Origin of the sequence: Brevibacillus reuszeri (genome assembly GCF_001187725.1) — a bacterium.
GTDB lineage: Bacteria > Bacillota > Bacilli > Brevibacillales > Brevibacillaceae > Brevibacillus > Brevibacillus reuszeri.
The window spans coordinates 1,123,390-1,134,933 of the sequence record NZ_LGIQ01000005.1; the positions used below are offsets into that span (position 1 = coordinate 1,123,390).

The 11,544-nt window shown below is 48.1% G+C and carries 12 protein-coding genes and 1 riboswitch; of the genes, 9 read left to right on the forward strand and 3 right to left on the reverse strand.

From position 1 onward, the window contains the following. Positions 1-31: 31 nt before the first annotated feature. Both ADS79_RS09005 and ADS79_RS09010 read left to right on the forward strand, forming a co-directional pair. Entirely contained in the window at positions 32-1,042 is a 1,011-nt protein-coding gene (locus ADS79_RS09005; protein WP_049738056.1) for an ABC transporter permease, read from the forward strand. A gap of 15 nt (positions 1,043-1,057) precedes the next feature. Next, the gene (locus tag ADS79_RS09010; protein WP_049738057.1) at positions 1,058-1,951 is read left to right on the forward strand and encodes an ABC transporter permease; all 894 of its coding nucleotides are present in this window, start codon (positions 1,058-1,060) and stop codon (positions 1,949-1,951) included. A gap of 50 nt (positions 1,952-2,001) precedes the next feature. Here the strand turns inward: ADS79_RS09010 and ADS79_RS09015 are convergent, their stop codons facing one another. Continuing rightward, positions 2,002-2,766, reverse strand: coding sequence for an alpha/beta fold hydrolase (locus tag ADS79_RS09015; RefSeq protein ID WP_049738058.1), 765 nt, complete (start codon positions 2,764-2,766; stop codon positions 2,002-2,004). A gap of 126 nt (positions 2,767-2,892) precedes the next feature. On the opposite strand from ADS79_RS09015, the gene ADS79_RS09020 reads away from it, so the two are divergent. From ADS79_RS09020 to ADS79_RS09050, 7 genes are all read left to right on the forward strand, one after another. Next, positions 2,893-3,993 carry a M24 family metallopeptidase gene (locus ADS79_RS09020; protein WP_049738059.1) on the forward strand — a complete coding sequence of 367 codons (1,101 nt, stop codon included), beginning with the start codon at positions 2,893-2,895 and terminating at the stop codon, positions 3,991-3,993. Between the two features lie 16 nt (positions 3,994-4,009). Continuing rightward, positions 4,010-4,215, forward strand: a riboswitch (cobalamin riboswitch). A gap of 270 nt (positions 4,216-4,485) precedes the next feature. Next, positions 4,486-5,514 (forward strand): ABC transporter substrate-binding protein, encoded by a 1,029-nt coding sequence (locus ADS79_RS09025; protein WP_049738060.1) that lies wholly within the window; start codon positions 4,486-4,488, stop codon positions 5,512-5,514. A gap of 42 nt (positions 5,515-5,556) precedes the next feature. Beyond that, entirely contained in the window at positions 5,557-6,594 is a 1,038-nt protein-coding gene (locus ADS79_RS09030) for a FecCD family ABC transporter permease (protein ID WP_049738188.1), read from the forward strand. Continuing rightward, positions 6,591-7,400, forward strand: a complete 810-nt coding sequence (locus tag ADS79_RS09035; RefSeq protein ID WP_049738061.1) for a heme ABC transporter ATP-binding protein — start codon at positions 6,591-6,593, stop codon at positions 7,398-7,400. The genes ADS79_RS09030 and ADS79_RS09035 overlap by 4 nt, the downstream gene beginning before the upstream one ends. Continuing rightward, positions 7,397-8,389, forward strand: a complete 993-nt coding sequence (locus ADS79_RS09040) for a methyltransferase domain-containing protein (RefSeq protein ID WP_049738062.1) — start codon at positions 7,397-7,399, stop codon at positions 8,387-8,389. Before ADS79_RS09035 ends, ADS79_RS09040 begins: the two co-directional genes overlap by 4 nt. 75 nt (positions 8,390-8,464) lie before the next feature. After that, the gene (locus ADS79_RS09045; protein WP_049738063.1) at positions 8,465-9,013 is read left to right on the forward strand and encodes a sigma-70 family RNA polymerase sigma factor; all 549 of its coding nucleotides are present in this window, start codon (positions 8,465-8,467) and stop codon (positions 9,011-9,013) included. Beyond that, positions 8,983-9,972 (forward strand): hypothetical protein, encoded by a 990-nt coding sequence (locus ADS79_RS09050; protein WP_049738064.1) that lies wholly within the window; start codon positions 8,983-8,985, stop codon positions 9,970-9,972. The genes ADS79_RS09045 and ADS79_RS09050 overlap by 31 nt, the downstream gene beginning before the upstream one ends. Before the next feature lie 76 nt (positions 9,973-10,048). Here ADS79_RS09050 and ADS79_RS09055 read toward each other — a convergent pair whose 3' ends face one another. Both ADS79_RS09055 and ADS79_RS09060 read right to left on the reverse strand, forming a co-directional pair. Next, on the reverse strand, positions 10,049-10,915 hold the full coding sequence (locus ADS79_RS09055; protein WP_049738065.1) for a GNAT family N-acetyltransferase: 867 nt from the start codon (positions 10,913-10,915) through the stop codon (positions 10,049-10,051). After that, positions 10,912-11,358, reverse strand: a complete 447-nt coding sequence (locus ADS79_RS09060; protein WP_049738066.1) for an HIT family protein — start codon at positions 11,356-11,358, stop codon at positions 10,912-10,914. The genes ADS79_RS09055 and ADS79_RS09060 overlap by 4 nt, the downstream gene beginning before the upstream one ends. Positions 11,359-11,544: the final 186 nt, after the last annotated feature.

The following is an 11,544-nucleotide window of genomic DNA, read 5'->3' on the forward strand; positions in this document are numbered from 1 at the left end:
GCACTTATTTTTTCGCAAGGAAAGCGAGGAGATGGCATTGCTATCCTACAGCATCCGAAGAGTTCTTATGCTCATCCCCGTTCTACTGGGCATGTCCATCGTCGTATTTTCCATCATCCGTGCGATTCCTGGCGATCCGGCCCTGACGATTTTGGGAGAAAAAGCTAGTCCCAAGGCAATTGAAGACTTACGTGAAGTACTCGGCTTGAACAATCCGTGGTATATCCAATATTTTGACTATCTCAAGCAAATCATTACGGGCGATTTGGGAGTGTCTCTGCACTCCGGTGCAAGTATTACACAGGAAATCGGTCCTTATTTGGCGGCGACGACAGAACTGACAATCGTCAGCATGTTGTTCGCGGTAATCATCGGAGTAAATGCGGGCATTCTCTCCGCTTGGAAACAAAACTCCTGGTTTGACTACTGTGCGATGTTGATCGCCTTGATAGGTGTATCCATGCCAATTTTCTGGCTGGGTCTGATGGAGCAATGGTTCTTTGCGCAAGAATTGAAATGGCTGCCATCAGTTGGTCGTGACAATTCGCGTAATCCTGTGGAGGCAATTACGCAGTTTTATATACTGGATACGTTAGTCGCGGGGCAATGGGATCAGCTGTGGGAAGTAATCAAACACTTGATTCTGCCGGGCATCGCACTGGGTACGATCCCAATGGCGATCATTGCACGGATTACACGTTCCAGCATGCTCGAGGTCATGCGTGCGGACTACGTACGTACAGCACGTGCAAAAGGCTTAGCACAATTTTGGGTGGTGTACAAGCATGCTCTGAAAAATGCATTGATTCCTGTCTTGACCGTTATTGGCTTACAAACGGGCTTGCTATTGGGAGGTGCCGTGTTGACCGAAACCATTTTCGGCTGGCCGGGAGTTGGTCGCTACATTTTCACAGCGATTGGGAATCGTGATTATCCCGTCATTCAGTCGGGAATTCTCGTCATCGCTGCCATTTTTGTGCTCATCAATCTGGTAGTCGACCTTTTGTATGCCTATGTAGATCCGCGAATCAAATACCGCTAAGGAGGTGGAGGAGACATGGCAGAAACCCAAGTACAGACCTTACCTTTACAAGTAAAAGAAGAACAAGTAATCTCTCCTTGGCGGGAAGCATGGAGAACGCTGCGAAAAAATAAGCTAGCCATGGTTGGACTGGGGATTATCATCTTTTTCGTTGTCATCGCAGTATTAGCCCCGGCAATCGCTCCTTATCCATACGATGAGGGTGAGCTGGTAATGAAAAACAAGCCACCTTCAGAGGAACACTGGTTTGGTACTGATTATAATGGGCGTGACGTATTGAGCCGGGTTGTTTACGGTGCGAGAATCTCTTTGTGGGTAGGTACCTTTTCCGTTATCGGTTCAGTAGTAGCAGGTACGATTCTTGGTCTTTTAGCTGGATATTACGGCAGATGGATCGACATGATCATTTCACGTGTCTTTGATATTATGCTGGCATTCCCAAGTATCCTGCTTGCGATTGCGATCGTTGCAATTTTGGGACCTTCCCTGCAAAATGCGCTGTTAGCGATTGCGATCATTAATATCCCGACCTTTGGGCGATTGGTTCGGTCGCGTGTACTCAGTTTGAAAGAGGAAGAATTTATCGTGGCTGCACGGGCGATTGGTATGAAGGATTCGCGTATCTTGATGCAGCACATTTTGCCTAATAGCCTGGCTCCAATTATCGTTACAGGTACGATGGGAATTGCGACAGCTATTATTGAGGCAGCGGCGCTTGGGTTTTTGGGGCTGGGTGCTCAAGCTCCTGAACCAGAATGGGGGAAAATGCTCTCCGATTCGCGGCAGTACATTCAAAAAGCTCCGTGGACGGTTATTTTTCCGGGTCTGTCCATTATGCTGACGGTACTCGGCTTTAACCTAATCGGTGATGGACTGCGGGATGCGCTTGATCCACGCATGAAAAATTAAGGGAACCTCAAAAAGACAGAAGGGCATCGGCTCTCCTGTCTTTTTTGTTTTCAATGCATGAAATCGCGACATAGCTGGTTAAAGACGGGTGCGGCACGAGTGACGACCTGATGATGGGCATGGGGAACCATAACGAAACTGGCCATAGGCAACTGCTTCTGCAATAGCTGAGCATATGGCTGCATTTGGGTGTCTTCTTTGCCGTATACGAGCAGCACTGGCTTTCCTAGCTCGTTCAAGCGTTTCGTACAGCTGTAACGATGACCAGCGGTATACAGCGAGGTAAGACAGCCGGCATCTGTTCGGCTAGCATGTGCGACCCATTTGGCTTGCATATCCGGGTCGGCAAGATGTGACGATGCGATGGAACGCGCCAGGAGAGGGACTCCATGAAGCCAGGACATTGTCTGTGCCATGTAGAAGCGAGCGTGCAAATAGAAATCCTTTACTTCAGAAAAAGCACTGACCAGAATGACTCCTTTTACTTTCTCAGGAAAACGTAAAGAGTATTCCAAGGCGATGGAAGCTCCCTGGGAATAACCCATTATGTAAGCTTCAGCAAGATTTAGCTTTTGCATGAGTTGATTGAGGTATTCTGCAAGATCGTCGATCGAAAACCGCCCGCCAAATGAGGAGCTATCTCCATGCCCTGGCAAGTCAGGCACGATGAGCTGATAAGAATCGGAGAGAGCGTACTGATAGCAGAAATTGATAGAGCCGATGCAAGGGGCGTGAATGCACAAGACGGGAGTACCTTGGCCAGAGATGGAGCATGCGACGTGTTCATTGTTTAGCTGTACCATAACTTGTTCCACAGTTTATATTCACCTCTTTCATAGGTTGTCCCGGACATGGCAAAATTTTTAATAGAACCCTTCTTTTTTTGATGAGGAAATGTTATCCTCGCAATAGAATATTAGGCGAAAGCAAGGTGACGTAGGGTGACAAAAGTATTTCAAGAGCGCATTTCGAAGCTTCATGATTTTCTAACAAAACAAGAGCTAGACGCGGTGCTAATCACCTCTCCCAAGCATGTATATTATTTGACAGGCTTCTTTACAGATCCACATGAGCGCTTTTTGGGTTTGGTCATTCCAGCACAAGGCGAACCATCGGTGATTGTCCCTGCACTTGATCGTCAGGCAGCTGCGGAGGCATCCTCCGTCCAATCGATTTACACACATACAGACACACAAAATCCATACGATGTTTTAAAGCAAGCACTGCCAAGTGGTTTGACAAAGCTCGGTATCGAAAAAAGCCATATGACAGTAGAACGATTTGAAGCCATGGGGCAAGTTATCGCGGCTTCCAGCTTCGTAGATGTAGAAGAGCCGCTTCGGGAAATGCGTTTGATCAAATCTGCGGATGAAGTCGCGCGTTTGAAGCATGCTGTAGTGCTTATTGAAAACGCACTCACAGAAACGCTGAAAACAGTGAAGATCGGCATGACAGAGATGGAAATCGTAGCCGACCTGGAATACCAGATGAAGCGCGTAGGTGCAGAGGGTCCTTCCTTCTCTACGATGGTTTTGGCTGGAGAAAAATCCGCTTTGCCACATGGAACGCCAGGAACCCGCCAGGTTCAAGCTGGAGATTTGCTCTTGTTTGATATTGGGGTAGAAGCAGATGGATACGTCTCTGATATTACTCGCACGTTTGCAGTTGGAGAAATCAGCGCGCAGCTTCGGGAAATTTATGAAACGGTATTGGCAGCGAATGAAGCAGCGATTGCTGAGGTTCGCCCTGGTGTGACGTTTGCTCATCTCGACAAGACTGCCCGTAATATCATCGCTGAAAAAGGCTATGGCGAGTACTTCATGCACCGTTTGGGACATGGCCTCGGTATGGATGTTCATGAATATCCTTCCGTCCACGATCAAAATGAAGAGACACTCCGCCCGGGAATGGTCTTTACGATTGAGCCGGGAATTTATGTGCCTGGTGTAGGTGGCGTCCGTATCGAAGACGATGTGGTAGTAACCGAGACGGGCGTAGAAGTGCTGTCCAGCTTCCCGAAAAAACTGACTGTGATTGGCTAATTTTACGCAATGAATAATTTCATAAGCATTTCATGGTGCTGATTAGACGTAACCAAACGTCCCTCAGCTTAAAAGGGAAGACCGGTGAAAAGCCGGCGCGGTCCCGCCACTGTAACGAGGAGTGCCTAGCAAAAATCCACTGTTCTGCTTAGTAGGAACGGGAAGGGAGCTAAGGTGTGATGATCCGTAAGCCAGGAGACCTGCCATGAAATCATATACAATCGACCCACGAGGATGGGGCAGATGTGGTAGGCAGAAGCTTAGAAGCAGGCATGAATAAAGCCAGTTCTATAGCTGTGTCCACGTTTGTCATACACCTCCCGATTGAAAATAAGGGGGGTGTTTTTTTGTGTGGAAAGGGAGGCAGGGAGAAAAAGCATTGCCAAAGTGTTGACGTGCAAGTATAGTGATATAGATCAATAAAACGTAATGATTACGATTTATTCAATATGCAGCTCTTGACCTTGAAATGAAGAAGAGGGGTAATCAAACATGAAAAGAATTTTCGGAGGATTTTGGATCGCAACAATCATGGCGGTTATGCTAATCGTTTCCGCTTGTGGTTCCGCTGCACCAAATAACACTGATTCAAAGACCGGAGCAGAGCAGACAGCAAAGCCGGATGCGACAAAGACTGAGCAGCCAGCAGATAATAAACCAGTAACGATTACGACAAACGGAATTGAAATGACCTATCCGGAAGCACCAAAGCGTGCTGTTTCTTTGAACCAACACGTAACCGAAATCATGCTTGCACTGGGGCTTGCAGATAAAATGGTAGGAACAGCGTATCTGGACGATCAGATATTGCCTGAGCTCAAGGAAGCATACGACAAGGTGCCAGTTTTGTCCGATAAATATCCAAATAAAGAAGTGCTGATGGCAGCAAACCCTGACTTTGTCTATTCTGGCTGGAAAAGCGGCTTTGGTGATAAAGGTGTAGGGTCTATGGAGGACTTGGAAAAGGCAGGAATCAAATCATACCTGCAAGAGTCTTCCAATAAGCCAGGCCCAACCGTAGATGATGTATTCGCAGATATTCAGAACATCGGTAAGATTTTCCGTGTCGAGGATAAAGCAAATGAAGTGATTGGGAAAATGAAGCAAGAAATGGATCAAACCGTGAGCAAGCTCGGCAATGTGGACAAGCCGCTCCAAGTTTTTGTGTATGACAGTGGAGAAGACAATCCATTCACAGCAGCAAACAATTACATGACGTCGTTGATTAAAATGGCTGGTGGTAAAAACGTATTTGATGATATTCAAAAGGGTTGGGCTGAAGTGAGCTGGGAAGAGGTTGTCAATCGCAAGCCAGATGTGATTGTGGTTGTGGATTACGGCGATAAAACGGTCGATCAGAAAAAGAATCTGTTGCTGACCAAGCGTGAGCTGGCTGATATTCCGGCGATTCAAAATAAACGATTGATCATATTGCCACTATCCGCAGCATCAGAGGGTGTTCGTGCACCTATCGCTTTGAAAATCCTGGCAGAAGGATTCTACCCGGACAAATTCAAGTAAAGAAGTCTTCATGAGGAGGGAATGACTCTGCATCGGATCAAAATGCCTCTCATCATCATCAGCCTGCTAGTCGGGCTGGTGCTATCCATCACACTCGCAGTCACCATGGGATCTGTAGATATCAAGCCCGCAACCGTATGGAAAATTGCCTTGTCGCAAGTCCCAGGGTTCAGTGGGTGGATTCCCGTTGATTGGTCCAAGGGTGAGCAAACCATCATCTGGGATATTCGCTTTCCGCGTGTACTTCTAGGGGCGATTGTTGGAGCAGGTCTTTCGGTAGTGGGGGTAGCCATTCAGTCTCTGGTACGAAATTCGCTCGCAGACCCGTACATACTTGGTGTTTCTTCCGGTGCATCTGTAGGAGCTACGCTGGTCATTCTGTTTGGAGCCTTCAGCATCTTCGGGCAATTTGCGCTTTCATTGGGTGCTTTTGCAGGAGCGCTTTTGTCGATTCTGCTTATCTTTACGCTATCGCGGATCGGTGGACAAAACTCGACGGTACGCTTGCTCATGTCAGGTATCGCCATATCGGCAATCCTGTCAGCAATAACCAGCTTAATCATCTTTTCTGCTCCGAACGAACATGGCATTCGTTCCGTTCTGTTCTGGATGAGCGGTAGCCTGGCGGGAGGAAAATGGGAGTACCTCACGATTCCAACAATCATTGTGCTCATCTGTCTTTTTGTGCTGATGGCACAATATCGCTCGCTCAATGCGATGCTGATGGGGGAAGAGTCTGCGGGTACACTTGGAGTCAATACGACCCAATTCCGCAAGCTGCTCTTGATGATTACGGCTTTGCTGACCGGAGTAATCGTGGCGATTAGTGGCGCAATCGGCTTCGTAGGCTTGATGATGCCGCATATCGTGAGGGTGATGGTTGGATCGGATCATCGCCGTGTGCTGCCTGTTAGCGCATTGCTTGGAGCCATCTTTCTGATTTGGGCGGATACGATAGCGAGGTTAGTTTTTGCACCCGAAGAACTGCCGATTGGTATTATTACGGCTCTTTGTGGCGGACCGTTTTTTATCTGGTTGATGCTGGGCAATTCATATTCCTTTGGAGGTAGCGGACGATGAAGCTGGTTGCGGATAACATATCGGTCGGGCTAGAGAAGAAAACGATTCTGTCCGACGTAGGGCTTGAAGTGGCTGCTGGTGAGTTTGTTGGACTAATCGGGCCAAACGGCAGTGGAAAATCCACGCTGCTAAAAAGCATCTATCGCACGATGAAGCCATATGCAGGATGGATTTCGCTGGACGGGGACGATGTGTACAAGCTGTCAGCCAAGGAAAATGCCCAGCGTATGGCAGTTGTCCGCCAAGAGTCGTCGATCGAATTTGATTTTACTGTGATGGAAATTGTCTTGATGGGACGTGCACCTCACAAGCGGCTGTTTCAGCAGGATACAGAGGCAGACCACGATATTTGTGAGGAAGCGCTTGTGCGTGTTGGCATGGAGACCTATGCAAGTCGAAGCTTTTTTAGCTTGTCTGGGGGAGAAAAGCAGCGTGTATTAATTGCCAGAGCGCTAGTACAGCAGGCCAAATTTCTCGTCCTGGACGAGCCAACTAATCATCTGGATGTTCGCTATCAGCTACAGGTGATGGATTTGGTCAGGGCACTTGGCATCACCGTTTTGGCAGCCCTGCATGATCTGAATATCGCAGCTATGTACTGTGATCGCTTGTATGTGACTAAGAAAGGGCAAATGGTCGCCAATGGAACCCCTGAACAAATTTTGAATCCGCAATTAATCCGTGATGTATTCGGCGTCGAAACGGAAGTAACGACTCATCCAATTACGGGGAAAAAACACGTATACTTTTTCTCGGAATCTTGTAGAATCAAGCAGTCACCACAGGAGGTGTCCAAAGCACAATGAGTGTGTATAGCTGCACGGTATGTAAGTTTCGTTACGATGAATGGCTTGGAGATACAAAAAATGGCGTCCCTCCTGGGGTGCCTTTTCCGCATTTAGCTGGGTCTGTTTGCACGACCTGTGGCATGGAGGGGGAGGAGCGACATCAACCTCTCGTTGAAACGAAGTACGCTGGACTGGAGGCAACGTACTACGACCAGTTTGCGGGCAAGGCTGGGATTGCCTTCTATCGCGACTGGCTGCTTCAGGAAAACGAAAAAGGTCCTGTTTCCGTATTGGAGCTCGGTGTAGGAACCGGGCGAATTGCAATCGAGCTGGCTCGAAATGATTTGCCAACGTGTGGAGTGGATTGGAGTCCAGATATGCTCGAGCTGGCTGAGAAAAAGATGCGGCGCATGTTAAAGAAGAAAGAGGAGCTCTTGGAGCTGATCGAGCAGGATATACACCAGCTTGAATTGGGACGGAGATTTTCTCATGTCTTGGTGCCAGAAGGGCTTTTTCAGCAAGCGACCTGTAGAGACGAGCAGCGAAAATTATTGGGACGAATCAACGAGCATTTAGCAGAAGACGGTGTGGTGGCAATTGATTTGCTGCTGCCACCCTTGCAAGAAAAATGGTCATTTCTACAGCGTAAATATGTATTTCCTGATCGAATGGTTTATCAGCGTGTGGAAGGAGAAACCTCGCTGTCCAGGCAGCAGTTTCGTTATACGCTAACGTATGAAACCTTTTTGGAACAATTGGAACAGCCTCGCTATCGTGTGGACCGGGAGTTGGCATTCCTGATGCCCGGAGAGCTCCAATTGCTATTGGAATCAGAAGGATTTCATATCCTCAACAGCTTTGAGAACGTTCCGCGCAGTCAGCAAAAGGCTGTCGAGCAACCAGCAGATGGATATGACATGGATCGCTGGCAATATGGAGGCTATCCTTTTGCTGAAATTGCTGCTGCGGGGACAGCTAGGCGCTGGACCCTCATCGCAAAAAAATAAATCGGTTCTCCCTGTAACAAAATGAAATCTGCCGCATCTAACCAGTAAAGAACCATGAGAAGGAGGACGCATCCTGTGGAGAAATTGCAGCCCACGCTAGATGCTGCATTTGAGCAAATTATGCGGGAGTACGGGACGCGTGTGCTTCGACTGGTCACCTTTCTGGTCAAGGATAAGAATCTGGCAGAAGACATAACCCAAGATGTGTTCGTGAAGGTATACCGGCATCTTCCGAGGTTTCGGCAGGAGAGCAGTATTCATACATGGCTGTATCGCATTGCTGTGAATGAATGCAAAGGCCTTTTACGCTCATGGACATTTCGCAATCTCCTGTACAGTGCCTGGATCAAAAAGGACGGAGACGTGTCTACCGAGCACCTCGTACTAGATCAGGTTGAACGAGATCAGTTAGTCGCGCACGTACTGGGATTATCCCCACCCTATCGCCAAATCATCGCCTTGCACTACTACGCAGATTTGTCTATTAGCGAAGTAGCCGAAGTGCTTTCTGTATCAGAAGGCACAGTCAGAACAAGGCTGCATCGCGCGAGACAACTGCTAAAAAAGCGAATGGGAGAGGGGAGGGACTGGGAGTGGACGAGACCAAATGGCTCGAGCAATTAAGGGGACGAGTGGACCAAATCGTCATGCGTGACGTACAGTTTACAGCCGCTATGGAAGATCAAGTCTGGCAAAAAATCGCGAGAAAGGCAGGCTGGCAACCAAGCTGGAGAAAGCTGCTGGTACCCATCATCGCTTTATCCCTTTGCCTTTTCATCTGGAAAGCTTTGCCGAAAGAGCTTGGAATTGAACAGGGTGCGAAGCCAGGGAACATGGTAAATTCAGTACCCAGCTTGTTGCCAGGCGGGGTGTTGGAAACGCCTGTCCTTTGGAAGCCATCTACGCCTATTAAGTCTACGTATCAAGATCAGTCCTTCACCTATTTAGGGGAGAAGCCTGTTCGGATGATTACCGATGAGAATGGCTTTTATGAAGGCCAAGTTCAGCGCGTGACATGGTTGATCGATGACAGCACGGTATCTACGGTAGAGGTCGTTGCCTACAGTAGTGAAGGCAGCCGCGTATCATTGGGCACCTTTCAAGTAATGGATTCATTGTTTGATGCAAAAGGACATTTTCCCTCGGGAATTGTCCTGCCTGATCTAGGAATATGGAAGCTGCAGGTTTTAGCAGAAGGGAAGCATTTGGGGCAAGTGTTTGTACAAGTGCAGGAGGGAATCTCGCCCGCCAATCGAGCTTTAGTTGAGCCGCTTATCTACGACTGGATTAATGGGGAAGGGAAGAAGCTGGGGTGGATCGGGCCTGACCGAAAAATCGAGGTAGAATTGCTCGGCGTGGAAGCACCTAATGCCGAGAGCAGAAAGGTGTATGCCTGGGTAAAAATCCTCGGAGAAGCTCATTTATCCTCGGGTGTCAACGCTCCAATGGTCTTCCCGATTGCCTATACTGGCGAAAAGTACCGTGTAACGGGCTTCCAAATGCCAGGCGATGGAAGTGATTATCCAAGCAGCATGAAGGAATTGTTCCCTCCAAAGATACTGGAGAAGCTGCAAAAAAGATAGAAGCGAATCACCCATGAACCGAAGAAACGGACCTTTCTCAAAGGGTCCGTTTTTTCTTTTTCTGCAATGCATTTTTCTAGCCAAAAATTTGTGCGGCTATGCCGTAATAAGTGCCGTTGCGTTGGGGGAGTTGATTCGCATTTGCGATCATGACAGGCGGCTCAGAGACCTTCGTAAATCCGTTCTGCTCTAAAAAGTCGAGAAAAGCCGCTTGTCCATTCGGAACATCAACGCGGAGCTTCCCTGTATGTCCCTGAGTCAGGCGGCAAAAAATGCGTATCGCGGTGGCAAAGTCAGGAGCGACGAGAGGACCTATGATCAGATTGACAGGTCCTTGGATAGAAAAGCCATAGCCAACCGTTTTGCCAGCAGCATCTTTCGCTACGAGACATGAGGCAGCCTGTTTCATCCGTGCTTGCACAAAAAGGGAGCGTTTACTTCCGATTGCTTGTCCGTCCAGCTCAATAATCGCTGCTACATCTTCCAGTTGCATCGGGAGAATGACCGGATCGTCTGCGTTCATAGAAGGAATGGTTGGTGGAGAAAAATGATCACGCAAGCATTTGTGAAGCGGCTCTGCTGTCGTAAATCCCAAGCTTTCATATAAAGGCTTTCCAGCAGGGGTGGAAACAAGCATGATTGTCGTTTCTTTAGAAACAAAGGACAGGCATGCCTGCATAAGCTCGCGACCAAGTCCATACCCTCTGCATGAATCGTGTACGATCACCATTCCGATCGACGCTAGCTGATCTTCGTAGCAAATAATTGCCGAGCAGGAAACTAGCTGTCCGTCTTCATCTTTGTGTCCAAACATGCTGCCTGCTGATAAAACGGTGCGAAGCTCTGCCTCATCATAGTCCCAGCCTACAGAGTCCGAGAGTGCGATCAGTGGAGGAATATCTTGCTGTGTCAAAGTATGGAGAAGGTAAGTGGTGTTTTTCAAGAGAAACGGGCCTCCTTTAATGCTTCAATAAATCGAGTGCGTGTAGCAGCCAACCGAGTTTCGGTTTCATGTGCATGTAGCGGCTCACTCCAAGAAAAGCCGTCGCCCTCGAAGCGGGGAATGACATGCATGTGGAAATGGGTAAGCTCATTAAAAATACCACCATTTTGGCATATCGTTATCCCTGCCGGCATGTACATCTGTTTGAGCGCTTCCGAAAGTAGGGAAGCGGCATTGGTTACCCGTTCCATGGTGTATTTGTCCAAATCTGTCCATTCCTCATAATGCCGCTTGGGTAGGATCAGTGTATGCCCTGCGTTAAAGGGATTGATATCAAGCAGACATGTGACCCAGTCGTTTTCATAAACGATGTGGATGGGCTCAAGGGCATGGGCTAAACGGCATCCAAGACAATTTGCCTGTTTCCGAGGTTGATGCTCCATATCGTCGCCCCCTTATTCATTCACTCTAGCATAGGAATGAATAGGTGACGAGGAAAAATGCTGATAAGCGCCCTCTTCTCTTTTGTTGCTCCTGTTTCCCGCGTTTGTTATAATTACCGTTAGTGTATTTTTTGCGAGACGCAATCTGAAACGTTTGTATGGATTCGCGTGGGAGGGAACGAACAA

Excerpts from the sequence above, each read along its gene's own strand:
- ADS79_RS09035 (WP_049738061.1), top strand. The coding sequence starts at position 6,591 with ATGAAGCTGGTTGCGGATAACATATCGGTCGGGCTAGAGAAGAAAACG.
- ADS79_RS09010 (WP_049738057.1), top strand. The coding sequence starts at position 1,058 with ATGGCAGAAACCCAAGTACAGACCTTACCTTTACAAGTAAAAGAAGAA.
- ADS79_RS09030 (WP_049738188.1), top strand. The coding sequence starts at position 5,557 with ATGCCTCTCATCATCATCAGCCTGCTAGTCGGGCTGGTGCTATCCATC.
- ADS79_RS09005 (WP_049738056.1), top strand. The coding sequence starts at position 32 with ATGGCATTGCTATCCTACAGCATCCGAAGAGTTCTTATGCTCATCCCC.
- ADS79_RS09060 (WP_049738066.1), bottom strand. The coding sequence starts at position 11,358 with ATGGAGCATCAACCTCGGAAACAGGCAAATTGTCTTGGATGCCGTTTA.
- ADS79_RS09025 (WP_049738060.1), top strand. The coding sequence starts at position 4,486 with ATGAAAAGAATTTTCGGAGGATTTTGGATCGCAACAATCATGGCGGTT.
- ADS79_RS09040 (WP_049738062.1), top strand. The coding sequence starts at position 7,397 with ATGAGTGTGTATAGCTGCACGGTATGTAAGTTTCGTTACGATGAATGG.